At 58.6% G+C, this 23,979-nt stretch carries 22 protein-coding genes; 6 read left to right on the forward strand and 16 right to left on the reverse strand.

Annotated elements, in window-relative coordinates; all coding sequences use genetic code 11:
* Positions 1–149 precede the first annotated feature (149 nt).
* The 3 genes from AU11_RS14035 to AU11_RS14045 form a co-directional block, all read right to left on the reverse strand.
* Entirely contained in the window at positions 150–860 is a 711-nt protein-coding gene (locus AU11_RS14035; RefSeq protein WP_043319920.1) for a hypothetical protein, read from the reverse strand.
* A gap of 229 nt (positions 861–1,089) precedes the next feature.
* On the reverse strand, positions 1,090–3,189 hold the full coding sequence (recG, locus tag AU11_RS14040; protein ID WP_043319921.1) for an ATP-dependent DNA helicase RecG: 2,100 nt from the start codon (positions 3,187–3,189) through the stop codon (positions 1,090–1,092).
* Between the two features lie 29 nt (positions 3,190–3,218).
* The gene (locus AU11_RS14045; RefSeq protein ID WP_043319922.1) at positions 3,219–4,142 is read right to left on the reverse strand and encodes a hydrogen peroxide-inducible genes activator; all 924 of its coding nucleotides are present in this window, start codon (positions 4,140–4,142) and stop codon (positions 3,219–3,221) included.
* A 244-nt stretch (positions 4,143–4,386) separates the two neighbouring features.
* On the opposite strand from AU11_RS14045, the gene AU11_RS14050 reads away from it, so the two are divergent.
* Both AU11_RS14050 and AU11_RS14055 read left to right on the forward strand, forming a co-directional pair.
* Positions 4,387–4,641, forward strand: a complete 255-nt coding sequence (locus AU11_RS14050) for a GlsB/YeaQ/YmgE family stress response membrane protein (RefSeq protein ID WP_043319923.1) — start codon at positions 4,387–4,389, stop codon at positions 4,639–4,641.
* A 220-nt stretch (positions 4,642–4,861) separates the two neighbouring features.
* Positions 4,862–5,740 (forward strand): NAD-dependent epimerase/dehydratase family protein, encoded by an 879-nt coding sequence (locus AU11_RS14055; RefSeq protein WP_043319924.1) that lies wholly within the window; start codon positions 4,862–4,864, stop codon positions 5,738–5,740.
* 105 nt (positions 5,741–5,845) lie between these two features.
* On the opposite strand, the gene AU11_RS14060 is transcribed toward AU11_RS14055, so the two are convergent.
* The 6 genes from AU11_RS14060 to AU11_RS14085 all read right to left on the reverse strand — a co-directional run bounded on the left by AU11_RS14060 (position 5,846) and on the right by AU11_RS14085 (position 12,274).
* Positions 5,846–6,229, reverse strand: coding sequence for a RidA family protein (locus tag AU11_RS14060; protein WP_043319925.1), 384 nt, complete (start codon positions 6,227–6,229; stop codon positions 5,846–5,848).
* A gap of 288 nt (positions 6,230–6,517) precedes the next feature.
* On the reverse strand, positions 6,518–8,635 hold the full coding sequence (gene spoT, locus AU11_RS14065; RefSeq protein WP_043319926.1) for a bifunctional GTP diphosphokinase/guanosine-3',5'-bis pyrophosphate 3'-pyrophosphohydrolase: 2,118 nt from the start codon (positions 8,633–8,635) through the stop codon (positions 6,518–6,520).
* A 58-nt stretch (positions 8,636–8,693) separates the two neighbouring features.
* On the reverse strand, positions 8,694–8,957 hold the full coding sequence (gene rpoZ / locus AU11_RS14070) for a DNA-directed RNA polymerase subunit omega (RefSeq protein WP_043319927.1): 264 nt from the start codon (positions 8,955–8,957) through the stop codon (positions 8,694–8,696).
* Between the two features lie 353 nt (positions 8,958–9,310).
* Entirely contained in the window at positions 9,311–9,931 is a 621-nt protein-coding gene (gene gmk, locus AU11_RS14075) for a guanylate kinase (RefSeq protein ID WP_043319928.1), read from the reverse strand.
* Positions 9,932–10,174: 243 nt separating this feature from the next.
* Positions 10,175–11,419: a sterol desaturase family protein gene (locus AU11_RS14080; RefSeq protein ID WP_043319929.1), complete on the reverse strand. Its 1,245-nt coding sequence runs from the start codon at positions 11,417–11,419 to the stop codon at positions 10,175–10,177.
* Positions 11,420–11,698: 279 nt separating this feature from the next.
* Positions 11,699–12,274 carry a TetR/AcrR family transcriptional regulator gene (locus AU11_RS14085; protein WP_043319930.1) on the reverse strand — a complete coding sequence of 192 codons (576 nt, stop codon included), beginning with the start codon at positions 12,272–12,274 and terminating at the stop codon, positions 11,699–11,701.
* A 212-nt stretch (positions 12,275–12,486) separates the two neighbouring features.
* On the opposite strand from AU11_RS14085, the gene AU11_RS14090 reads away from it, so the two are divergent.
* Positions 12,487–13,029 (forward strand): carboxymuconolactone decarboxylase family protein, encoded by a 543-nt coding sequence (locus AU11_RS14090; protein WP_043319931.1) that lies wholly within the window; start codon positions 12,487–12,489, stop codon positions 13,027–13,029.
* 88 nt (positions 13,030–13,117) lie between these two features.
* Here AU11_RS14090 and AU11_RS14095 read toward each other — a convergent pair whose 3' ends face one another.
* The 4 genes from AU11_RS14095 to AU11_RS14110 form a co-directional block, all read right to left on the reverse strand.
* Positions 13,118–15,199 (reverse strand): S8 family peptidase, encoded by a 2,082-nt coding sequence (locus AU11_RS14095; RefSeq protein ID WP_051687264.1) that lies wholly within the window; start codon positions 15,197–15,199, stop codon positions 13,118–13,120.
* A gap of 310 nt (positions 15,200–15,509) precedes the next feature.
* Positions 15,510–16,712: an MFS transporter gene (locus AU11_RS14100; protein WP_043319932.1), complete on the reverse strand. Its 1,203-nt coding sequence runs from the start codon at positions 16,710–16,712 to the stop codon at positions 15,510–15,512.
* Positions 16,713–16,738: 26 nt separating this feature from the next.
* Positions 16,739–17,977 (reverse strand): glycosyltransferase family 4 protein, encoded by a 1,239-nt coding sequence (locus AU11_RS14105; protein ID WP_043319933.1) that lies wholly within the window; start codon positions 17,975–17,977, stop codon positions 16,739–16,741.
* 7 nt (positions 17,978–17,984) lie between these two features.
* Complete coding sequence (locus tag AU11_RS14110; RefSeq protein WP_043320560.1) at positions 17,985–18,854, reverse strand: YicC/YloC family endoribonuclease; 870 nt, start codon at positions 18,852–18,854, stop codon at positions 17,985–17,987.
* A 155-nt stretch (positions 18,855–19,009) separates the two neighbouring features.
* Between AU11_RS14110 and rph the strand changes: the two genes are divergently transcribed.
* The gene (gene rph, locus AU11_RS14115) at positions 19,010–19,729 is read left to right on the forward strand and encodes a ribonuclease PH (RefSeq protein WP_043319934.1); all 720 of its coding nucleotides are present in this window, start codon (positions 19,010–19,012) and stop codon (positions 19,727–19,729) included.
* A 90-nt stretch (positions 19,730–19,819) separates the two neighbouring features.
* Here rph and AU11_RS14120 read toward each other — a convergent pair whose 3' ends face one another.
* Complete coding sequence (locus tag AU11_RS14120; RefSeq protein ID WP_043319935.1) at positions 19,820–20,587, reverse strand: exodeoxyribonuclease III; 768 nt, start codon at positions 20,585–20,587, stop codon at positions 19,820–19,822.
* Positions 20,588–20,710: 123 nt separating this feature from the next.
* On the opposite strand from AU11_RS14120, the gene pyrE reads away from it, so the two are divergent.
* Both pyrE and AU11_RS14130 read left to right on the forward strand, forming a co-directional pair.
* On the forward strand, positions 20,711–21,367 hold the full coding sequence (gene pyrE / locus AU11_RS14125) for an orotate phosphoribosyltransferase (protein WP_043319936.1): 657 nt from the start codon (positions 20,711–20,713) through the stop codon (positions 21,365–21,367).
* A gap of 200 nt (positions 21,368–21,567) precedes the next feature.
* Positions 21,568–22,164 (forward strand): hypothetical protein, encoded by a 597-nt coding sequence (locus tag AU11_RS14130; RefSeq protein ID WP_043319937.1) that lies wholly within the window; start codon positions 21,568–21,570, stop codon positions 22,162–22,164.
* 52 nt (positions 22,165–22,216) lie between these two features.
* Here AU11_RS14130 and slmA read toward each other — a convergent pair whose 3' ends face one another.
* Entirely contained in the window at positions 22,217–22,828 is a 612-nt protein-coding gene (slmA, locus tag AU11_RS14135) for a nucleoid occlusion factor SlmA (RefSeq protein ID WP_043319938.1), read from the reverse strand.
* A gap of 235 nt (positions 22,829–23,063) precedes the next feature.
* Positions 23,064–23,975: an acetylglutamate kinase gene (gene argB, locus AU11_RS14140; RefSeq protein ID WP_043319939.1), complete on the reverse strand. Its 912-nt coding sequence runs from the start codon at positions 23,973–23,975 to the stop codon at positions 23,064–23,066.
* Between the last annotated feature and the right edge of the window lie 4 nt (positions 23,976–23,979).

Here is a 23,979-nt window from a genome sequence, read left to right on the forward strand (position 1 = left end):
GTGCAGAGAGCAAAAAATTTCGGTGACTTGTGCGTCAGTAGTAGTCAGTTGTGTGAGGTGGGTCGCGGCGGGCAACGGGGGAGTGAATTAGCAGTGAGCTGTATGGGCAGTGCTGGAGGCGCCACCGGTGCGGTGACGCGAGAAAGTCGTCAGCTGCGGTGCTGCAGTTCGCGCAGAGCGTCGGCTTCCAGGTCGTCTTCGATGCGGTCGATGACGCGCTTAACCAGCTGGTCTGCCATCTGACGCAATTCTTCGGTGGTGTTGTCTTCCCCGGCATCGCCGCGTAGTGAGGTTTTGATCTGGTACTTACCCTTCAGGCGCAGATCGGCAATGTCGACACGTCTCTCCACCAGCAACCGCTCCCCGGGTGCCTGCAGGCGCAGGTGGTAGTCACCACTGGCGCTCAGGCTGCCCCTTTCGATTTCGTAATCGCCACTGTTTTTCAGGCCGCTTAATCGCTTCACCACGGAAATATCGATGAAGTTGTACAGAATGAGCGAGTTGTTGTCGCTGTACAGAGGGATGTCTTCATCGGCGAAGAATTCGCGCAGGGCGCCATCCAGGCGGGCGCGTAGGTAGTCGGCGAACTCCCGGTTCGCGGTTTCTTTGGCCGCGCTCAGGGTGCCACTGTTGGTCGCCTGCGCGAGCATGCTTTCAAAATCATTGCCAACCAGTGGGGTGGGTACCTCTGCGGCTACTTCGGTGCGGGCGAGGGTGAGGTGGGGGATAGGTTCGTCGCTACCGCCGAAAAAACCCTGCGCGTGTGTCGATGTGTGCATCAATGCGGCACCCAGCAGGACTGCAATGGCGCTGAGGCTGCGGCGGAGATTTAAGTGGCGTGGGCGGAGAAAACTGGTCACCGGGAGTTTCCTGATTGCTGTGGGGGCGGTCGGCCGCCTGTTAGCTGTTGTTGCAACCTATTAGTAGGCGCAGGCTGCCATTGCCGGGGCCGGAGCGCAAAAATATTAGTGACCCGATGTGACCAGATGGTCTCAGTCATATGGGGGCACCGCGTTTTGCGCGCGGCGGTTCTCAAAAACCGGGGGCAGGGGGAAGTGCGACCTGTGCGAGAGCCGGGGGCGGCCGGGTTCAGGCTTCGGCGAAGCGGGGCTTGTTGTGTAACCAGCGGCGTACCAGGGCCGCGCGGGACTCTGCGGTTAGTTGTGGTGCCGCGGCGATTTTCTGTACCTGAGGTAGCAGGTGGGCATCGCGCTGCAGGTCGGCGATACGATGCTGGATCTCGCCGGTCTGACGAGTACCGAGAATCTCTCCGGGACCGCGTAGGCGCAGGTCTTCCTCGGCGATGGCAAAACCATCCGCGTGATTGCGCAGTGCTTCCAGACGGGCGCGGCCATTTGCAGACAGCGGGGTGGAGTACATCAGTACGCAGTGGCTGGCGATACTGCCCCGCCCAACCCGACCTCTTAACTGATGCAGTTGAGCGAGGCCCAGGCGCTCCGGGTTCTCGATAATCATCAAACTGGCATTGGGTACATCCACGCCTACCTCGATTACCGTGGTGGCCACCAGCAGATCCACCTCACCGGCCTTGAAGGCCTTCATCACCTGGTCTTTCTCTGCCGGCTTCATGCGTCCGTGTACCAGTGCCACGCGCACTCCGTTCAGAGTGTCTGCCAGTTCCTCGGCGGTGGATTCGGCGGCCTGGGCCTGCAGGGTTTCCGATTCCTCGATGAGGGTACATACCCAATACGCCTGGCGCCCTTCCTGCACTGCGCTGTGCACCCGCGCCATCACGTCGTAGCGGCGCTCGTTGGAGATGGCCACGGTGTTGATGGGCTGGCGCCCAGGCGGCAGTTCATCGATCACCGAGCAGTCCAGGTCGGCGAATGCAGACATGGCGAGGGTGCGCGGGATCGGGGTGGCGGTCATGATCAGCTGGTGGGGTTGTGTGCGCTGTTGTTCACCGGGAGCACCTTCAACCGAACCTTTTTCGCGCAATTGCAGTCGCTGGGCCACGCCGAAGCGGTGCTGTTCATCGATGATCACCAGGGCCAGGCGGTGGAACGCCACACCTTCCTGAAACAGTGCGTGAGTACCTACTACCAACTGGGCTTCGCCACTTCTGATTGCGGCCAGCTGCGCGCGTCTTTCCGATACTTTCATACTGCCGGTAAGCCAGGCCACGGTAATACCGAGAGGCTCCAGCCAGCCGCTGAAGTTGATGCGGTGCTGCTCGGCGAGAATTTCCGTCGGCGCCATCACCGCGCATTGGTGGCCGGCGCCGATGGCCTGCAGTGCGGCGCGCGCCGCGACCAGGGTTTTGCCCGCGCCCACATCGCCCTGTAACAGCCGCATCATCGGCGTACTTTTGGCCAGGTCTTCGGCGATCTCGCCGCCCACCCGCCGCTGCGCGTTGGTGGGCGCAAACGGTAGCCGCGCGAGAAAGTCTCGATCCAGTGCCGCATTCGCGGACAGCGGTGGTGCGTTTACCTTCGACGCGCTGCGGCGCAGTTCCAGCAGGCTCAGGTGGTGGGCCAGCAGTTCTTCCAGGGCTAGGCGCTGTTGTGCCGGGTGCTGCCCTTCGGCCAGTTGCGACAGATCGGCGTCCGCCGGCGGCTGGTGCAGGTACATCAGCGCACCGGCCAGTGGCATCTGCAGTGCGCGCGGAAGCAGGTCTGCGGGCAGCAGTTCGGTGACATTGCCGTCGGCGAGCCAGCCAAGTCCCTGACCGATCAGGGCGCGCAGGCGCCCCTGCCCCAGACCTTCCGTCAGGGGATAAATGGGGGTGAGAGTTTGCGCGGTTGGCGAAATATTTTCCCCAAGAATTTCGGTTTCTGGGTGATAAAGTTCTATGCCCGCGCTGCCCCGGCGGGCTTCCCCGTAACAGCGGACCCGGGTGCCGGGGGACAGGCGATTTTTCTGCGCGGCGGTGAAATGGAAAAAGCGCAGGGTAATGCTACCGGTGGTGTCCTGCAGGCGCACCGCCAGGCTGCGGCGGCGACCGAAGGTGACGTCGGCGGCGCGTACCTCGCCTTCAACTACCGCATCCATTCCCGGGAGCAGGCCCGCCAGTGGAACCACGCGGGTGCGGTCCTGATAGCGGGCGGGTAGATGGAACATCAGGTCCTGTAGAGATCTGATATGCAGCCTGGCGAGGGTTTCCGCCAGTTTGGCGCCCACGCCCTTGAGGGCTGTCACGGGAATCTCGGCGAGTAGTTTCTGGGCCATTCGAGCGGGCGGGTCTGGCTGCTTGGGAGTCACGGACTCTGCAATTGGCACTGGTTGATGGCATCGCGCAGCATATCGATGGCGCGGTGCCGCGGGAAGCTGGCACGCCAGGCCAGGGCCACGGTGCGCTGCGGCGCTGGCGTCACAAACGGGCGGGTCACCAGTACCCCGGTGGCGTACTGTGAGGCCGCGGCGGCGGACAGCGGCAGCACGGTAATACCAAGGCGCGAGGCCACCATATGGCGCAGGGTTTCCAGGGAGCTGCCGTCGGCGGCAGTGCGGATATGGCCGCTGCCGGCTTCTTTTTCGATGGACTGCTGCAATTGTGGGCAGGCTTCCAACACCTGATCCCGGAAACAGTGGCCTTCGCCCAGCAGTAGGACATTGTCTTCACACAGCTGTTCCGGGCTCAGTGCCTCAAACTCTGCCAGAGGGTGATCCGACGGCATCAGTACCACGAAAGGCTCGTCGTACAGAGGTTGGGTAACCACATCCGGTTCGGTGAACGGCAATGCGATGATGACCGCATCCAGCTCGCCCTTGCGCAGGCGCTGACGCAGCGTTGAGGTGTAGCCCTCTTCCACGTACAGCGGCATCTGTGGGGCCAGTTGCTGAAGCTGGGGAATAAAGTGTGGGAACAGGTAGGGGCCGATGGTAAAGATGGCCCCTACGGACAGTGGGCTGCTCAGCTGATCTTTGCCAGCACTGGCGATGTCTTTGATGGCTGCGGACTGCTCCAGTACCAGTTGGGCCTGGGCGACAATACGCTCTCCCAGAGGCGTGGCCTGGACGCGGGTCTTGGAGCGTTCAAACAGGGCGACGCCCAGCTCCTTCTCCAGCTTTTTCACCGCGATAGACAGGGTCGGCTGGCTCACAAAACAGCGCTCCGCAGCGCGGCCGAAATGCTGTTCCTGAGCCAGGGTGACGATGTAACGAAGTTCGTTCAGTGTCATGGCAAACGCAATCAGATGAATCTTGGCGATAGAGTTTATTCATAAACACCCCCCTACGGCCAGTAAAACTGCCGGCACTCCGCTGGTCGCCTGTGTAAATGTCTCAAACTAGAAAAAAATGCTATTAGAAATGTTTATAGTTAGTAATTTTTGCTATTAACTACCGATCCGAACCGGTGATCTGGCGCTTTTTTTGCTATACATGGAAGGCAAGTGTTCGAAATACACAAAGCGGAGAATCGCTATGGGAATCTTGTCTTGGATTATTCTCGGTTTAATTGCTGGCGCACTGGCCAAGTGGATCATGCCCGGCCCGGATCCGGGTGGTTGGATCGTGACCATGATCATCGGTATTGTCGGCGCCTTTATCGGCGGCTGGGTTGGCAGCTTTGTCGGCCTCGGAACTACCGGCGGGCTGTCGTTGGGCAGCATTATCACCGCGGTAGTCGGTGCAGTGATTCTGCTGTTCATCTATCGGTTGGTGAAATCCCGAGGCTGACCGCCAAGCGGTTAGCAAAAAGGATGCCGGGCTCGCAGTGTACTGTGGGCCCGGTTCACAGACTTGATGGTCTGAATTGGCTATAAAGGGTCAATAGACTGCATACTCACAGTAATTCACAGATTACACTCAAGTAACTATTCTAAGTGGCGCCCGATAGATTGCGGCGCGGCAATTGTTGGGATCGGAATTCGATACCCGGGGGTTTAATCGAGCGGTTATGGCAAAGGAAAAAGTCTGGATCTTCGGCTGTGGGGATCTGGGGACCCGTCTGGCATTGAAGCTGGATCGCAAGGCCTACGATGTTTTTGGTGTGCGACGCAATCCGCTGCAAGCGCTGGCCCGCAAGCGTCGAGCCGATGTGGTCAACTGGCGTCGTGGTGACGCCACCAAGGCAGAAGATATTCATCGGCACCTGGCAAACGGTGCCGACGTCGTCATTGCCACCTTTACGCCCGGCGCCAGTACACCTCAGGCATACCAGCGCGCCTATGTAGAAACTGCCACCTGTCTGCGCCAGGCGCTCGCGGATATGGAAAGGCCTCCGCGTCTGTTGCTGTGGATCTCCTCCACTCGCGTGTACGGTCAAAGCGGAGACCAGTGGCTGGATGAGCGCTCACAGCCCCTGCCCGGCAGCTTCCAGGGTGAAGCCTTGCTCGCTGCAGAAAAAATCGCCCAGCAGAGCGTGGTCGACACCTGTGTGGTGCGCTTTGCTGGAATCTATGGCCCGGGTCGCGATCGGCTCTTGTCTCAGGTTCGTGCCGGCCGCTGCGCACCACCCTCCCCGCCCCAGTTCAGCAATCGTATTCACGTAGACGATGCGGTCGGCTTCCTTGCGCACCTCATCGACGGTCAGAAAAAGGGCATGCCACTGGAGAAGCTGTATATCGGCGCTGACTGCACGCCGGTGCCCATGTACGAGCTGCAGAGCTGGTTGGCCAAATCCATGGGTTACACCAGTGCGCACCTGCGCGAAGAAGTCGCCACCAGTGAGCGGCGCTCCAAGAAAATGAGTAACAAACGTATGCTGGATAGCGGGTACAAGATGCTGTATCCCGACTACCGCGCTGGCTACCGCACCCTGCTGGAAAACGACTGAGCCGGAAAACAGCTCAAAAAGACAGGTCTAAAGCGAACGGCGCCGCTCTTGGTCGACCAATCGCGAGCGGCGCAAGCATGCCCCGGGTTAACCCCGGAAATGGTCTCAGATTACCAGAACCCCTTCCGCTTCGAACTGCGCGCCTTTCGGCAGCTGGCTGACACCCACCGCAGCGCGCGCCGGAAACGGCTTGGTGAACATCTCTTCCATCACCTCATTCACCGTGGCGAAATTGCTCAGGTCGGTGAGATAGAGATTCAGTTTTACCAGATCATCCAGCGAACCATTGGCCGCCTCGCACACCGCCTGCAGATTCTTGAATACCTGCACTGCCTGCTCGCGGAAGTCGTCGGAAACCAGCTCCATCGTCTCCGGAACCAGCGGGATCTGACCGGACAGATAGATAGTGTTATCGACTTTCACTGCCTGTGAATAACTGCCGATAGCCGCCGGTGCTTTATCCGTTTTTATCACTGCACGATTAGGCATGGATGACCTCTCCCGGCCCGAACGGGGCCACTTAGCTGAAAAAGAAAGCGGGAGAATATAGCGCGGTTTGAAAGGCTTGGGGAGCAGAGGAAAGGTCGAAATCCCCAGATGCGGAACCTGTCCACAATCCGGGAAAATTACCGCAAAAGCCCACCAAGATTCACAAGTTAGTCGCAATAAGCGTCCGCCAAAATTCAAGCGGCTGGCGTAACGGGGAAGGTCCGTTTCCGGTACCCGTCCGATAAACGGGTGTCCAGGAGGTTGTTTGGGCGGGGGGGCTACCGGGAATCAGGGACGAGCGATCTTGATAACCGCGGGCAGGTTGCGAAGCCGTTTCATAACCTGCGCCAGATGCACCCGGTTAGCGACCTCCAGCGTGAGCGCTATCACGCTGTGCTGAGCGTCTTTCTCGTCGACATGGATCTGCTCGATACTGGCGCCCTCCTCGGTAATACGCGTGGCCAGACGGGCAATAATCCCCCGCTCGGATTCCACTTCGACCCGCACATCGCCGAGAAACTCACCCTTCACATCCGGCGACCAGGCTACCGCCATAATATTTTCCGGGTGCTCGCGCAGCTCCGCCGCATTGCGGCAGGTATCCCGGTGCACCACCACTCCCTTGCCGGAACTGATGTGCCCCATGATGGTATCTCCCGGAATCGGGCGACAGCAGCGGGCAAAGCTGATCAGCATGCCCTCCTGGGCATCGATGGTCAGCGGCGATGAAATATTGCTCGCCTCTGTCTCCATGGTGCCCGGCGGCACCAGCAGTTTTGCTGCAGAAAACGCCGCGCGATTCCCCAGCCCGATCTCCTCGAGAAGATTGTCGAACGTCTCGCACTTGGCCTCTTTTACCCCGCGCTTGATCTGCTCTTCTTCCAAGTCGGAAATTTTCAGATGGAACTTGGTCAGCGCTTTTTCCAGCAGGCGCCGCCCCAGCTCGATGGAGTCGTGATGGCGCTGATGCTTGAGGTAGTGGCGAATCGCACTGCGTGCCTTCGCCGTCACCACGAAGTTGAGCCAGTTGGGGTTTGGCTGCACATTTTTGCTGGTAAGGATTTCGACTTTTTGCCCACTTTCCAGCGGTTGCGACAGTGGCGCCAGGCGCTGATTGATGCGTACCGCCACACAGGAATTGCCGATATCCGTATGCACTGAATAGGCGAAGTCCACTGCGGTGGCACCTGCGGGCAGATCGATAATTTTGCCCTTCGGGGTAAACACGTAAACTTCGTCCGGGAACAGATCGATTTTTACGTTCTCGATAAATTCCAGCGAGTCGCCGGCGCGTTGCTGCATCTCCAGCAGGCCCTGCACCCAGCGGCGCGCGCGCACCTGGCTGGTGCCGCCGGTATTGAGTACCTCATCCCCGGAGGACTTGTACAGCCAGTGGGCGGCAATACCGCTGTTGGCCATCTCGTCCATTTCTTTGGTGCGGATCTGCACCTCGATGGGCACCCCGTGCATACCGAGTAGCACCGTGTGCAGCGACTGGTAACCGTTGGATTTGGGGATGGCGATATAGTCTTTGAATTCGCTGATCACCGGCTTGTAAAGGTTGTGGATAACCCCGAATGTCCGGTAACAGGTATCGACACTGTCGACGATGATGCGGAAGGCGTAGACGTCCATGATTTCCTTGAACGACTTCTTCTTCGAGCGCATCTTCTGGTAAATACTGTATAGGTGCTTTTCGCGGCCGATCACCAGCGCGTCGATATTCTCCCGGTCAAGACGCAGCTCGATGGCATTCTGGATCTTCTCCAACAGCTCCTTGCGGTTGCCGCGGGCCGCCACCAGCGCTGCGCGCAGGCGACTGGCGCGCAGCGGATAGATGGCAAAGAAGGAGCGGTCTTCGAACTCGATCCGCACATCGTTCATGCCCAGGCGGTTGGCGATGGGGGCGTAGATCTCGAGGGTCTCGCGGGCAATGCGCGCGCGCTTCTCCGGCTTCAGTGAGCCGAGGGTACGCATGTTGTGCAGGCGGTCGGCGAGCTTCACCAGGATCACGCGGATATCCCGCGCCATGGCCAGGGCCATTTTCTGGAAGTTCTCCGCCTGCTTTTCCGCCGGGCTGTCGGTCTCGAACTGGGTCAGTTTGGAGACGCCGTCCACCAGATCCGCAATTTCCTCCCCGAACTGCTCCGCCAGCGCCGCCTTGGGGATACCGGTATCCTCGATGACATCGTGCAGCATGGCCGCCGCCAGGCTCTGGGCGTCCATATGCATGCCGGCCAGAATGGTGGCTACCGCGAGGGGGTGGGTAATATAGGGCTCTCCGGAACGTCGTTTCTGGCCCTCGTGGGCCTGCTCCGCGTAAAAGTAGGCGCGGCGGACGAACTGGATCTGGTCGGGGGGGAGATAGGACGAGAGGCGATGGGCCAGACTGTCGATAGTGTGCAAAGCCGCGATCGCCTCTTAAATTACCTGCAAATCCTGCATTAATACGTCGTAAATAGGATTACAGATCCTGCTCGGACAGGAATACCGGCGCCGGTGCCGCGTGCTGTACCGGCTCTTCTTCCGGCTCATCCAGGATGCTGGCGTCAACAAAGCCTTCTTCGATTTCGCGCAGGGCGATAACAGTGGGCTTGTCGTTTTCTTCCGGCACAAACGGGTCGCGGCCGCCGGTGGCGATCTGACGAGCGCGCTTGCTGCCCACAATCACCAGCTCAAAACGGTTGTCTACGTGGTCGAGGCAATCTTCAACGGTAATACGTGCCATAAATCTTCTGTTCCAGTGTGTAAGTTCGCCCGGCTGGGCAAAATTGACGAATTCTGTTGTCGGTGCGGTCAGCGCCTGCACAGACGGGGTTGACTATTCTACCGGACCGCGCGGTGTACGCAAATCGAACAATGCTTAAAGGCGCAACACGGGTCGATGCGAAGGTGGCGATGCCGGGTATAGGGTTGTGAGACGTTGATTCGCTTCGCTCACCCTGCGGGCGCCTTTGGCGTCCAAAGCGAACGCTTTGTCTGCGAGAGGGACCTCGCGGAAGAGCCCCCATGGATGGGTTCACGGCGTGTCTCACAACCCTATACCCGGCAGCGTCACCGCCACGAAATCTGTTTAGAGCTCTACTGACTGCGCAGCAATGATTGCAGAAGACCGGAGTGCCGCTCCTGCTGCCTTACTAGCCGCTGACGCTCAGCCACCATAATAGATCGCAGCTCATTCAGGGCCGTGGTGAAATCGTCATTGATGATCAGGTAATCGGTGGCCACATAGTGGGACATTTCATCGATTGCCTGGGCCATGCGCTTGTCGATCACTGCCTGGTCGTCCTGGCCGCGCCCGGTCAGGCGCTCCAGCAGTGCCTGCTGGGACGGGGGTAGAATGAAAATGCCCACTGTCTCCGGCATCAGCTTGCGCACCTGTTCTGCGCCCTGCCAGTCGATTTCCAGAATCACATCGCGGCCGCTGGCGAGGGTTTCTTCGACCCACGCCTTGGAGGTGCCGTAGAAATTCTCGAAAACCTGAGCGTGTTCCAGAAAAGCGTTCTCGCCGAGCATGGCGATGAAGCCGTCGCGATCCACAAAATGATAGTTGATGCCGTCGATTTCACCGGGGCGCATGGGCCGGGTGGTGTGGGATACGGATACAGTGACCTGGGTATCGGCCTCGACGAGCGCCTTTACCAGGCTGGTTTTGCCGGCGCCGGAGGGCGCGGAGACCGTATAGAGAGTACCTGTGGACACGGCGAACCTTGCTGCAAATAAGTGGATGGAGAGGGGTATGTCGGGCGGGGAGTATAACGAATGCAGGTGGCAGGGTGCGAACGCAATACAGGCGACCCTCGACCGGTGCTGGGGGCAAAGTGTTGGGCTTTTCCGGTCCGCCTGCCACGGGGAGGCAGGTTTTCCGAACCCGGTCGGGGGTGCCTGCGGAATCTCAGCCTGCGGGGCTTTGGGGAAGTCCCGGGCTACTGCGGATTCCTAGCGTTAATGACTAACGGAGGTGACTGTATCGTCTTTACTGGTAAAAACCAACACCCACCAGACAGCCACGCTTACCAGGCCATATCCGGCTACCGCGCCCCAGATGGCCTGAGGCAACAGGGGAATGGTGGCGCCAAGTAGTGCCAGGCGTCCGATTTCCCACCGGCGAGTGCGGGGCTCGCCGTCGAGGATACGACCGTTGATGACCAGGCCGATCACCAGCATCAGCACCATCAGCGCAGTGAGCCCGTAGCCGAGCTCCTTGCTGAATTGCAGTAACGCCAGGGTTGCCACGGAATAGGTCAGGTGCTGGACCAGGGCGTACCAGCGCAGGCCGCGGGTGATCTGGGGGTCGAAGCGGTGGAAATTGTCGAGGTCGCCACTGGGGACGGGCATCGCCGCTTCCGCATCTGCCGGCCGGTAGCCAGTGGCGCGGAACCAGAGGGTGAACTTCTCCTTCCAGCTTTTGGTGTACATCGCGTCCAGCCACATGCGCTTGAAGTGCTGCAGGTTGGCGGCCAGGGGGTCGAAGGTATTCAGGGGTTTGCGCACGCCGTAGATACAGGGTTCCTCATCCAGCTCTTCCTGGTAGGTGCCGAACAGGCGATCCCAGATGATCAACACGCCGCCGTAGTTGCGGTCTACATACACCTTGTTCTGGGCGTGGTGCACCCGGTGGTTGGAGGGGGTGACCAGGATCCACTCCATCCAGCGGACTTTGGGGAATTTCTGGGTGTGGACCCAGAACTGGTAGATCAGGTCGATGGCGCCGGCGGTAATCAGCACTTCAGGGGGCATGCCGATCAGCAGCAACGGCAGATAGAAGATCCAGCCCAGAGGCACCAGGTCGCTGGACTGGCGCAGGGCGGTGGTGAGGTTGTAGTCCTCACTCTGGTGGTGCACCAGATGTTCCGCCCAGAAGATATTGATCTCGTGGCAGATACGGTGCTTCCAGTAGTAGCAGAAATCATAGGCGATCACCGCCAGCACCAGGTGCCAGGGATTATCCAGGGACCAGTGGATGCCAAGGCTCTGGTAAGTGGGTTCCAGCCACTGGTACAGCGGGATATACAGCAGCATCAGGATGCCCACCTTCACCAGCCCCAGAATGCGGCTCAATATGCCGGCACCCAGGCTGCCAATGGCGTCATTCAGGCGATACAGCCCCCAGCCGCGCCAGCGGTCGAGTGCCAGCTCGATCAGTACGGCAAGCAGGAAAAAGGGAATGGCAGCGGTGACTAAACCCACAGGAACCTCGGAAATTGTCTATATCGTTATGGTTTTTCTGGCCTCGCGGATAATGTTGCCACAGGCCGCGACGTGAACAATGTCCGCAGAGACCGGATTTCGAAATCCGTGTGCTTTAACCTGATGTATCACCACCGGTCTGCATCGAATTACATGCTTGGGTGAAAAAGTAGAGCGCCCGGGCGGTGAGGTGCGTTAGCGGAATGGCTTTGAGCCGGGAAAGCAAACCCGACGGCGTGGGTGGGGTCCGCCCTCGGTGTGGTGTAGTGCTGGTGCCGGTCAGCTGAAGAACTGTCGGGCGATCAACTCTTCGACAGCGCCCCGGTTTCCGGTGGCACGCAAATAACTCCGCAGCCCGATCAGCTGGATTTGTAGCTGTCGCGCGGCAAGTGCAGTATCGGTGTTCGCGGGAAGCTCGGCATTGGCGACCGCTTGTGACAGTGCCTGCTGAAACCGCTGTTCCGTTGCCGCCAGCAGTTTCCGGGTCTCGCTCAGCAGCTCCGCTTCACCCTCTTCGAGCTCCGACAGTGATTTCGCCAGCAGGCACAGCTCACTTGGGGCGTCGTCTCCCCCCTCCAGAATCACGTGGCGTAAAAATGCGCGCAGACCATCGGTGACCCGGTGGTGTTCGCTCAGAATCTGCGCAAGCTGATCCGCCATACTTTCGGCGTAAAAATGCAAAACCTCGTTGAAAAGCCCGGATTTGCTGCCAAATGCTGCGTAAATGCTGCCGGGTTTGAGGTTGGTGGCCTGCTGTATATCCCGTGTGGAAGTGCCGTGATAACCCTTTTGCCAAAACAGGCGTGTAGCGCTCTCCAGCACTTCCCGGCGATCGAATTTTGCCGTATTGGCCATGGTGCCTCACCTGGTGAGTGGGTTGAACAGGCGCTCAATTTTATGCCCGGGCGCGGCATTCGGCAAATCTGCGAAAAGGTGTTGAACGACTGCTCAAAATTGGGTAAGGTGTGAATTATTGATCGACTGCTCAAAAATACTGATTCGTTGCTGTGGTTGGTCGAGCAGATCGCTATCACTTACCAGATGACCCAGACACCCGGAGGTACGATATGTCCGATTTCAAGATTCACGATATCGAAAGCGCGCCTGAAGACAGCAAGTCCCTGTTGCAGAACTCTATCGACGCCTTTGGTTCCATTCCCAACCTGCATGGGGTGATGGCAGAAGCGCCTACATCGCTGAAGTCCTATCAGGTGTTGCACGAACAGTTTCTCAACACGTCATTTTCTGCGGAAGAAAAGACCGTGGTATGGCAGGCCATCAATGTGGAGCACGGTTGCCATTATTGCGTGCCTGCCCACAGTGCCATTGCCAAATCTATGAAGGTAGACGACGAAATCAATGAGGCGCTGCGCAATAAAACGCCTCTGCCCACGGAAAAGCTGGAGGTACTGCGGGACACTACGCTGGCAATCGTGCGCGACCGCGGCGTGGTTTCTGATGAAGTGTTGCAGCGCTTTTACGATGCGGGTTACGGCCACCAGCAATTGCTGGAAATCATTGTCGGCGTCGCGCAGAAGGTGATGAGCAATTACATCAATCACTTTGCTGATACACCGGTGGACAAACAGTTTCAGTCATTTGTGAAGTAATCTGTTCCCGTCCCACAGATACGACCCCGAGTAAAAAAGGCCGGCAAATGCCGGCCAATCAAGGAGGGGGTATTTCTACTGACCGCTATCAGGGAGCGGCTTCAGCCTGCAGGGTCACCCCGGAGTAGGCGCTGTACCCGCGGATACTGATGTACCAGGTACCCGCTTGCGGGTTACTGAGACTGCAGCTCTCGTCGTTGCCCCAGCGATAGGGGCGGCAATCGTAGCTGCTGGTGGTGGGCTGGCTGCCATAACGCACGTACAGGTCACCATCGCCGCTTCCGCCACTCATCAGCACTTCCAGAGAGCTCATGCCACTGTTCACATCGAGGGTAAAGTGCTGCCAGGCATTCGCCGAACCGGCGACATTGGTCTCGGTCCAGCCGGTGGCGCCACCGCCACTACCGCCCTCATCAAAACTTCCCACCAGGCTGACACCGGAGAAGCTGCTATAGGCGCGCACCATCACGTGATAGGTACCGGCCTGCACATTGCTAATTGAGCAGGTTTCGTTGTTGCCATTTTGGTAGGGGCGGCAATCGTAGCTGCCGGTAGTGGGCTGGCTGCCGTACTGGACGTACAGGTCGGCATCACCGCTGCCGCCGGAAATCTGGAAGCTCAGATTGCTGGCTCCAGCCGGGACTTCCAGAGTGAACCGTAGTTCCTGACCCGAGCTCGCGGAGAGACCGGTTTCGGCAACACCATTGGTCAGCTCGCCATCACCAGGCTGCGGGTTACCACCGCCACCACCGTTGGCCGCGGCCACCGCGGCGGCTGCGTCGACAATACCGGTACCGCACTGACTGCAGGAGCCGGGGAAGCTACGCGCGGTGCTTTTGAGTATGGACTCTACCTCGTCCGGGGTGATACCTCCGTCCACCGCGTACAGCAGCGCCGCAGCGCCGGCCACGTGGGGAGCGGCCATGCTGGTGCCCTGATAGAAGGCGTAGTTATCGCTGCCCGGGCCCTGGGTGCCGCTGTTCAGGGTGGAAAGCACGCCGTTTGAACTCACCGAGGTTTCGCCCCCGGGCGCCGCCACATCCACCACGCTGCCGTAGTTGGAATAATAGGCGCGACTGCCGGCACGATTGGTGGAGGCTACGGTAATGACGCCATTACAGCTGGCCGGGCTGTAATTGCCGGCATTGGCGTTGGAGTTACCCGCGGCCACCACCACGGTGGTGCCGAGACTGCGCGCAGTGTTGATGGCATTTTGCGTGGTGGTGTCACAGCCACCGCCTCCGCCAAGGCTCAGGTTCAGCACCTGGGCCGGATTGGCGTTGGCAGGAACGCCGCTGACGTTGCCACCGGCACCCCAGATAATGCCGTCGGCGATATCCGAGGTGTAACCACCACAACGGCCGAGTACACGGATAGGGACAATTTTGGATTTGTAGGCAACGCCCGCCACACCGCTGCCGTTGTTGGTCACCGCAGCAATGGTGCCCGCAACGTGGGTGCCGTGCCAGCTGCTATTGCGCGCCGGCTGCCCTGCGCCACAGGCACCCGCCGGTGACCAGTCGCCGGGATCGCTGGCGTCGCTGTCACGGCCGTTACCATCCTGAGCCACGGTGGTATCAGAGATCATGTCATAGCCGGGAAGGAGGTTGGCATTGAGGTCCGCGTGTGGGCGATAGCCGGTATCGATGACCCCCACTACAACACCCTCGCCCTGTGTCACGTCCCATGCCGCTGGCAGATTCAGGCCACCGGTAGCTTCAAAGTAATGCCACTGCTGGTTGTAATAGCTGTCGTTGGGGGTGGCCATAGGTTGCATCAAGCGATCGGGCTCCGCGTACTCCACCTGCGGGTCCTGCTGCAGGCGCGCAATGATTGCGTCAAGTTCCGCTTTGCTTGCGCGCTTTTCCAATTTCATCAACTGCGCACCGGTGGCCAGGCGACGCATATGTTTAAAGCGATGACCGGCGGTTTGCGCAACTCGATCGATGGCTGTCTGTGACATCGCCGTCGCATTGGCTCCTGCCATGGTGCTTTTGTACTTAACAATAATGCGATCGGTAATCACCTCGTCTGCTGCCACCGACATGGCAGAGAGCTCAGGTTCGACCGCGTGGGCTGAAAAACTTGCACCGAAACTGGCGCTCAGCAGAAGCGTTGCGGCGCCGAAAATAGCACCGGGGGAAGGTTTCAATAACGCTGATAATTTCATTGTTGCGAATTTCTCCATAATTATTTTTATCGGCGGAGCTGGGTAGAGCCGCCGTAACGACACCGCGGAACTCCTGCGCGGCGACCCGCAAATATCCCCGCAATTTTGTTACGGATTTATTTAACAAGGTTCTTATGTAACGAGGAGATTCATTTCGCCCACAAGTGAAAATCGGGACAACTCTTTGGAATTCGCGCCAAATTTAGGTTTTAGTTGGTACGATCGTAACCCTTTTGGGGCCCGATGTGACGGGGGTCTCGGCGCCTGGCAGCGAAATGATTTTTGGCCAACCGCTCAATGTTTCTGGTGATCAGCCCGCGGCTCGCCGCATGGTGAGACTAAAACCCAGAAGACCGACTATTGGTCCGGGTAACAAAAGCCAGACCGCCGACGGGCCTATCCGCTCGAACAGTACACTGGCTCCGGTGATTGAAATAACCGTGATTGCAAAGCCGATGGAATTCTGAATGGCTAGGGCCGCACCCACCAGATGGCGAGGGCAGGCGGTGGCAGAGAGTGCGGAAAACTGTGGAGAGTCTGCGATGACGGTTGCTCCCCAGATCAACAGTAGAAGTGCGAGCGCGGGTGCTGGCAGTGTGCTCCACAGCAGAGCAAATACCAATGCACAACTTCCGGATGCTGCCAGTGCGGCCACGGCCACCGGCCCGCTGCCATATTTTCGTGAGTATCTTCCGCCAATGACGCAGCCCAGTGCACCCGCCGCGATAATGCAGAACGAGAGACCGGGAATACCCAGCGCGGGAAACTGTTCGAACAAAGCGGTGCCTGAAACCAGTAATGGCACCATCGCCCAGAAAGCGTAGAGTTCCCACATATGTCCGAAATATCCCCAGGCGGCTGCGCGAAACCGGGGAATTCGAAAGGCCTGAAATACCGCCGGCGGACCACTGCTCCGGTCACCAGGTAACACGGCAGACTGCCTAAGTGGCGGCGGCAGGTGGGGCCCGTCGCCGAGGTAGTGAATTAAAATAGCGGCGACCAGTGCAAGGGCTGACGAAGCCGAGATAATCCACTGCCAGGGCAAATCGGCACCAGCTTCCCGCAGCCCGTGCGGCAGCGCTGTGCCAAGGGTGAGCATTGCCACCAGTTGTGCCAGTGCAGCACCGGCACGCTCCGGCGCCCAGCTCACAATCAATTTCATCCCCATGGGGTAAATGCCTGCCAGGCACACACCCACTAAAAACCGGAAGATGACAGCGCTGGAGAGCCCATCCGCCAGCCATGCGAAGCCGGCATTAAACACCGCGCCCGCCAATGTGCTCACAATAAAAATCTGACTGGCCCGGAAACGGTCCGCGATGCCACCAAGGGCAAGGGCCAGCGTGCCCAGAATAAAACCGCCCTGCACCGCGTTGGTCAGCCAGCCAATGTCAGTCACTGAAATCTGCCAGTTAAGCGCGAGATCGTCGGCGGCGCTGTTGGCGCTGAACCAGAGAGAAGTACCCAGTAGCTGAGCCAGGGCGATGACGATTACTGGGTTTGAAAGTCGCATAAGGGATTGAGAGCCGGCTCTGCGTGTTATGTGGCGTCGGGCAGTTTATTTTTGGCTTCAATCCAGCGGCTCATGTATTCCTCGGCCCGGTATTCTGTGCGTCGCAAAATTCTGCCCCAGATGTTGCGGTTGCGGTGCGCATCCAGATTCCCGGCGATTGATTGCAAGCGCTCTATCAATGCCTTTGCGTATGGTGTGTAAGAGAAACCTGCAGACAGCGCGTGGAGGCCGGCATCGCGCACGGCCAGCCACTCGGATTGGTTCCGATAAACACGGGCAGTGATATCGGCCAGTTGAGCGGGATCCGCCGTCAGTGTGTAGCCCCAGGCATCCGGTGGAGCCATGGATTCCGCGCCGACGGGTGTGGTGATCGTCGGTGTGCCGGATAGCCAACCATCGAGAATTTTCCCTTTCTGCCCAGCGCCGAAGCGCAGTGGTGCAAGATTCAGCCGGTAGCCCGACAGAGTCGCCAGTGCATCGTCGGCGCGGCCCATAATTCGCAATCCCGATTTTGGGTCGTGGAAACGCTGCATGGCATGATCCGCGTAAGCGCCGTACACATGGCATTCAACATCGGGTAATAGCGCGCGCAGCCTTGGCCAGATAGATTCCGCGAGCCAGGCAACCGCATCGCGATTGGGGGCGTGCTTGAAGCCGCCGATCATCGCCAGGTGCTGTCGCTCGGCAAAATCGGGAGTGGTCGAGAAATCCGGAAGTTCCCGTACAAGAAATGGCAAATAGTGCAATTGCCAATCCGGCAGGCAGAAATGCTGTTTGAGCAGATCCACTTCAACCTGGGAAATCATGATGGTGAGATCGCAGCGTGCCATGGCCGCGATCTCGCGCTCGGCGCAGGGGTTAAACAGATTTATCGGTTGACCATTTTTGAGAGCCTGATGGCGCGCCTCGCGCAGGCTGTGAAAATCGCTGGTGTCCAGAACCGTAACCGCTTGCGGGCATTGCTCGCGCACCCGCCAGCCGAACTGCTCCTCCATCATAAAACGGTCGTAAATCACCAGCGATGGACTCAGCGCGCGTACCCAGGTATCAAAACTGGATTCGTTCACTGCAATCTGGTGTTCGCCGTAGCCGGTGCGCGCCTGAAACGGAGTGGGTTGGGCAGGGCTTCCAATGGCAATTTCGTAGCCCGCCTCATGCAGCAGATCGAGAATATCGAGTGTGCGCCTGCCGGCCGCCGTAGAGGCGGGTTCGGGCCACTGCTTGGCGATCAGTAGAGCGATCCTTCTACCTGTGCTGGGAGACATCGGTGGATTACTCGATGTTTTGCACCTGCTCCCGCATCTGTTCGATCAACACTTTCAATTCCACCGCGGCCTGTGTGGTATCGGTAACCACCGCCTTGGAAGAAAGGGTATTCGCCTCGCGGTTGAATTCCTGCATCAGGAAATCCAGGCGGCGTCCAATTGGCCCGCCATTTTTCAGCACGCGGCGGGTCTCGGTGATGTGGGCGTCGAGGCGGTCGAGCTCTTCGTCCACGTCGGCCTTCTGTGCCAGCAGGGTAATTTCCTGTTCGATGCGGTCCTTGTCGATTTCTTCCAGCAATTCTTCCAGGCGGCTTTTCAGTTTCTCGCGCTGACTTTGCAGTATCTGCGGTAACAGCGCACGCACGGTGGTGACCTGATCATTGATGCCGGCGAGACGGGCTTCGATAAAGCCGGCGAGTTCCGCGCCTTCGCGTTCGCGGTTATCCACGATCTGCTTCAGGGCCTGCTTGAAGCCCTCGAGAATGGCGCCGGCCTGCTCTTCCGCGTCGGTTTCCGGTTCTGCGATCACGCCCGGCCACTTGAGTACTTCGAGGGGGTTCAGTGGCTGATTGTCCGGTGCAACCTGAGCGGCGGCTTTGACCAGTTCTTCTACCAGTGCCTGGTTTACCTTGATCCCCGTAATCTCGCCGCTATTGGCTTTAAGGTTCAGGTTCATTTCCACTTTGCCGCGGTTGAGGGTTTTGCGCAGCAGCTCGCGCAGTTTTGGCTCCAGTGCGCGGGCGGCTTCCGGAAGGCGGAAGTGGGGCTCCAGGTAGCGATGATTGACGGAGCGCATCTCCCACACGGCGGTACCGGTGGAATAGTTGACTTCCGCGCGCCCGAAGGCGGTCATGCTGCGCACTTTGTTGTTGGCCATAATATTGCCGTACTCCGGAAATACATTGAGATCAGAGGTGAAAAACAGCGGCAAAGCATAGCACAGGGTGATTGTGTGCTTAGATGGCTATAATGCCGGGCTTCAAAAGTTAACCACGACCTTTCGTTAAATTTCGCAAAAATCAGAGGTGCAATATGCAGCGACCCAGCGGCCGCAAACCGGAACAACTGCGCGATGTGCGCATTACCCGCAACTATACCCGTCACGCGGAGGGCTCGGTGCTGGTGGAGTTCGGTGACACCAAGGTGCTGTGCAATGCTTCGGTGGCGGCGGAGGTGCCGCGCTTCCTGCGCGGCCAGGGAAGCGGCTGGATTACCGCGGAATATGGCATGCTGCCCCGCTCAACAGGTTCCCGCATGGGGCGTGAGGCGGCGCGTGGCAAACAGGGTGGCCGCACGGTGGAGATTCAGCGCCTGATCGGCCGTTCTCTGCGTGCGGCAGTAGATCTGAAAGCCCTGGGTGAGCACCAGATTACCCTGGATTGCGATGTGCTACAGGCCGACGGCGGCACCCGCACCGCCTCGATTACCGGTGCGTGCGTGGCGCTCGTAGATGCCATCCGCTATATGCAGCGGGAAAAAATGATCGCCACCGATCCGCTGAAAAATATGGTCGCGGCAATTTCGGTGGGTATTTATGACGGGGCAGCGGTTCTCGACCTGGATTACCCGGAAGATTCCAATGCCGATACGGATATGAACCTGGTGATGGCAGAGGACGGCGGTATGATAGAGGTGCAGGGCACCGCGGAAGGCGCACCTTTCACCGAGCATCAGTTCGCGGAAATGTTGGCTTTGGGCAAGGCGGGCATTAAAGAGCTGGTGGAACTGCAGAAGAAGGCCCTGGCGGAATAGGCGCGCGGCCTGTACTTGCGATCGCCATAAAAAGGGCCCGATGGATTTCCAGCGGGCCCTTTTTGCATCTTGGTATCACGTAGCGGAAAACTACACTTCCAGGTCGTAATCCATGATCAGTGGCAGATGGCTGGAGAAGTTGACGTTTTTATTGATCGCGCCGTACTCGATCTTGTTCTTCAGGGTCTGCGAGACAATCTGCATATCGGTACGCCAGCCATCCCCTTTCCCGGGCTCGCCACTGGGCCACCAGGTAAATTCGTCCGCGTCTTTCACTACCCGGCGGAAAGCATCGATATAACCGATGTCATTGAACAGCTGGTCAAGCCAGCGCTGCTCGTGGCGCATGAACCCTGGTGTGTCCTGATGGTCCTGCCAGTTCTGCACATCCGCGCGACGGTGTGCCATGCCCCAGTTTCCACAGAAAATAAAATCCCGACGCTTGCGGCTGATTTTGGCCAGATGGGCCTGCATATCGTCGAAGAACTGGACTTTGACTTCCAGCGACGCTTCATCTTTGGCGACCGGCGCCAGCAGTGAGCCAACGCTCAGGCGCTCAAAATCGGCCTGCAGGTAGCGGCCGTACATGTCTACGCCGTTGGCGAACCCCATACCGTAAATCAGCGCTTTCGGCTGGGCACGGGTATAGATGGCTACGCCGTTTTCATGGGGAGTGCCGGAATCAAAGAAATAGCTGTAGTAACCGTCCGGATGGAAGATAGGGTGATCCAGTTCCGGTTCCAGTGAGCGCAGATCCTGGAGACAGATGATGTCTGCGTCCTGTTCTGCCAGCCAGTCATAGAGTCCGCGCTGTGCAGCCTGGTGCACACCATCAACGGACAAACTCACTATTCGCATTATTAGCCCCTTACCAGCGGACTGTGTAAAATTGCAGTCGTTATTCGTCTGAACATTTTTCGATTGCCGCTCCCCTTTCCGTGGGGACCTTCCTTCACCTTAGCCAATAGTTATCAAATTGCCATGCAGCAGTACCAGCGCGACTTTATACAACTGGCCCTGGAGCACGATGTGCTCTGTTTCGGGGATTTTACGCTGAAATCCGGGCGCCAGAGCCCCTATTTCTTTAATGCCGGCCGTTTCCACAGCGGTGCGGCGCTCGCCGCACTGGGCAATGCCTACGCGGAGGCGATTCTTGCCTCTGGAGTGGAATTTGATGTCATATTCGGGCCGGCCTATAAAGGCATCCCGCTGGGAGCGGTGACCGCGGTGGCATTGGCGCAGAAAGGGGTTGATAAACCCTTCTGTTACAACAGGAAAGAGGCCAAGGACCACGGCGAGGGCGGAACCTTAGTGGGTGCGCCGCTTAAAGGCAAGGTTTTGATCATCGATGATGTGATTACCGCGGGTACGGCCGTGCGCGAAGTGATGCAGATCATACAGGCTGAAGGCGCACAGCCCGCTGGTGTGGTCATTGGCCTGAACCGCCAGGAGAAGGCCAACGACGATACGGACCTGTCCGCGATCCAGCTGGTTGAACAGGAATACAGTATTCCTGTGATCGGGATTGTGGAACTGGACGATATTATTTCTTATCTTAAGTCGGAAGCTGCCAGTGACGCGCTGTTGCAGCGAATTATCGGTTATCGCCAGCAATATGGCGTTTCCGCTGGGGGTTAGGCGGGCAGAAGCACGCAATTGACCCAATCGGGCTAACTACACGGTGTCTGGCCTGGGGTACTCTGTTGAAATCACGTTGATATAGGTGTTCAGGAGAGATTGACCCGGATAACGACCATTGGCCGGCGTTGGCGGGAAGCACAGGGCGGTGCCGCGGACCGACAATTGGCGCTTAATAGACAATATACAATGAGGCAGGTGTGAAAACCGCACTCGCGCTGGCATTGACCGGTGCCCTTCTGACACTGGATGTCGGAGCTGCAGACTCGGGGTGGGATGGCAAGAAGCTATACCGCTATACCAACGAACACGGCGTCCAGGTGCTGGACGACGTTGTGCCTCCACGTTATGTGGCCGGCGGTTACGAGGTGCTGACGATTTCGGGGCGTGTTCTGGAGGTGGTGGCGCCGGAGCTAACTGGCGAGGAACTGGAAGAAAAGCAGCGCCGCGAAGCCCAGATGGAAGCGGACCTGCAGCTGCTCAAACGCTACAACAGCGTTGCCGACATCGAATCCGCGCGCAAGCGCAAGCTGGCGATCGTTCAGCAGGATATGGCAATCCTGCGCTCCAATATGGCCTCTCTTAACCGTCAGATCGAAAGCGAAGAGTCTGCGGCCGCTCGCACCCAGCGCAACGGCGGCACGGTATCCGCCGAGCTGCTGGCGCGTATTGAGAATCTGAACAAGGAGGTGGCAGTGGTGGCGCAGCGCCTGTCACTGCGTGAGAAGGAAGCGGTGGCCATCAATAGCGAATTTGATGCGGCGGCCAGCCGTTATCAGGAAATCGCCGGCAACTAACCTCGTTGGCAGCTGCCAGCGCCACCGCTTCCGATCCGTACATCTACTCGGCTTATCCCTGCGCTGTCAGCGCACTTTCCCGGAAAAACCCGGCAACCAGAACCGGCCACTGCTCTGTCCAGTGTTCGGTGGGTTTGCGTTTAAAACCGCTGCGAACGTATTGGACAATGCGCCCTTCTGCACTGGCCAGCAATAGATTGGCGGCTGCGGTCAGGGGGATGGCGGGACGCAGCTGTTCGCGCAGTTCCGCTTCACGCAGGATTTGTTTGAGTTGGGTTTCGAGACGGTCAAACAATTGCAGGATGCGGCCGTGCAGGCGCTCGGTTTCACCGGTCAGGGCGTCACCGGTAAGCAGGCGGGTAATACCCGGATTGCGCTCACAGAAGGCCAGCAGCAGGTGCAGGATTTTCTGGCAGCGGGCCAGCGCGCTGGGCTCGTCCTGCATGATCAGTTTGATACGGCTGAAGATGGTCTCTTCGATAAACTCGATGAGGCCTTCGAACATTTTGGATTTACTGGGAAAGTGGCGGTACAGTGCCGCCTCAGAGAACCCCACCTCTTTGGCCAGTGCCGCGGTGGTGATGCGGGCGCCGGGGCTGGCTTCCAGCATGTGGGCCAGGGCCTGCAGAATCTGCTGGCGCCGATTGATTTTTTCGCTGCTCATGAACTGCCTTTGCCCGGAGTATTCAGCCGGGATCTGATTTTGTTGTTGTGCCGGTCCTGTTCTCATTACCTGGCCTGGCGGCGTCGGGGTGTCAGAAGCCCGCGGTTTTAATAAATAGCTTAACGCGCCAAAAGCCGGTGAACTTGCGCCAGAATCGTAACGATTCGGCGCCACCGCATCAATTGTTAGTGATCGTTAACACTGGTTATGTGACCGCTGTCACGTACCCTGTTGGTTAATCCTCGTGCAAACTCGCGTTGGTGATCAGGGTGCCGACACCGGTATCAGTGAAAATTTCCAGTAGTACAGCATGGGGTACACGACCGTCGATAATATGCGCGGAAGTCACCCCGGCTTTCACCGCGTCCAGTGCGCAGGAGATTTTGGGCAGCATGCCTCCGTAAATTGTGCCGTCGGCGATCAGGCCGTCGACTTCCAGGGTGGAAAGACCGGTGAGCACCTCTCCTTGCTTGTTCTGAAGCCCCGCTACATTGGTGAGCAGCATCAGCTTTTCTGCCTTGAGGTATTCGGCAATCTTGCCCGCCACCAGGTCCGCGTTGATGTTGTAGGACTCTCCGCCTTTGCCCACGCCAATGGGGGCGATTACCGGGATAAAGTCGCTGTTGATGAGCATGTCGATAACGCCGGTATCGACACTTTCCACTTCACCCACATGACCGATGTCGATGATTTCCGATGCGTGGAGTCCTGCGGTCTCTTCCTGGCGGCGAAGCTTTTTCGCGCGAATCAGCAAGCCATCCTTGCCGGTTACACCGACAGCGCGGCCGCCGTTTTTATTGATCAGGTTGACGATCTGCTTGTTCACGGTACCGCCCAGCACCATTTCCACCACATCCATGGTTTCGCTGTCGGTAACACGCATACCATCGACAAAACGGGATTCAATGCTCAGCTTGTCTAGCAGGTCGCCGATCTGCGGGCCACCGCCGTGGACCACTACCGGGTTCATACCCACCAGTTTCATCAGGATCACATCGCGGGCGAAGCTGTTCTGTAGTTCCTCGTCCACCATGGCGTTACCGCCAAATTTGACCACCACGGTCTTGCCAATAAACCGCTGGATATATGGCAGCGCTTCGTTGAGAACCTGTGCAACGCGCAGGGCGGATTTCTGATCCAGGGACATAGCG

It is taken from the genome of Microbulbifer sp. HZ11 (assembly GCF_000708675.1).
In the GTDB taxonomy this organism is placed as follows: Bacteria; Pseudomonadota; Gammaproteobacteria; order Pseudomonadales; family Cellvibrionaceae; genus Microbulbifer.

Coding starts and splice junctions, on each gene's coding strand:
- recG (WP_043319921.1), bottom strand. CDS start 3,189: ATGGCCCAGAAACTACTCGCCGAGATTCCCGTGACAGCCCTCAAGGGC.
- AU11_RS14045 (WP_043319922.1), bottom strand. CDS start 4,142: ATGACACTGAACGAACTTCGTTACATCGTCACCCTGGCTCAGGAACAG.
- AU11_RS14050 (WP_043319923.1), top strand. CDS start 4,387: ATGGGAATCTTGTCTTGGATTATTCTCGGTTTAATTGCTGGCGCACTG.
- AU11_RS14055 (WP_043319924.1), top strand. CDS start 4,862: ATGGCAAAGGAAAAAGTCTGGATCTTCGGCTGTGGGGATCTGGGGACC.
- AU11_RS14060 (WP_043319925.1), bottom strand. CDS start 6,229: ATGCCTAATCGTGCAGTGATAAAAACGGATAAAGCACCGGCGGCTATC.
- rpoZ (WP_043319927.1), bottom strand. CDS start 8,957: ATGGCACGTATTACCGTTGAAGATTGCCTCGACCACGTAGACAACCGT.
- AU11_RS14085 (WP_043319930.1), bottom strand. CDS start 12,274: ATGGCCAATACGGCAAAATTCGATCGCCGGGAAGTGCTGGAGAGCGCT.
- AU11_RS14090 (WP_043319931.1), top strand. CDS start 12,487: ATGTCCGATTTCAAGATTCACGATATCGAAAGCGCGCCTGAAGACAGC.
- AU11_RS14095 (WP_051687264.1), bottom strand. CDS start 15,199: ATGAAATTATCAGCGTTATTGAAACCTTCCCCCGGTGCTATTTTCGGC.
- AU11_RS14100 (WP_043319932.1), bottom strand. CDS start 16,712: ATGCGACTTTCAAACCCAGTAATCGTCATCGCCCTGGCTCAGCTACTG.
- AU11_RS14105 (WP_043319933.1), bottom strand. CDS start 17,977: ATGTCTCCCAGCACAGGTAGAAGGATCGCTCTACTGATCGCCAAGCAG.
- AU11_RS14110 (WP_043320560.1), bottom strand. CDS start 18,854: ATGGCCAACAACAAAGTGCGCAGCATGACCGCCTTCGGGCGCGCGGAA.
- rph (WP_043319934.1), top strand. CDS start 19,010: ATGCAGCGACCCAGCGGCCGCAAACCGGAACAACTGCGCGATGTGCGC.
- AU11_RS14120 (WP_043319935.1), bottom strand. CDS start 20,587: ATGCGAATAGTGAGTTTGTCCGTTGATGGTGTGCACCAGGCTGCACAG.
- pyrE (WP_043319936.1), top strand. CDS start 20,711: ATGCAGCAGTACCAGCGCGACTTTATACAACTGGCCCTGGAGCACGAT.
- slmA (WP_043319938.1), bottom strand. CDS start 22,828: ATGAGCAGCGAAAAAATCAATCGGCGCCAGCAGATTCTGCAGGCCCTG.
- argB (WP_043319939.1), bottom strand. CDS start 23,975: ATGTCCCTGGATCAGAAATCCGCCCTGCGCGTTGCACAGGTTCTCAAC.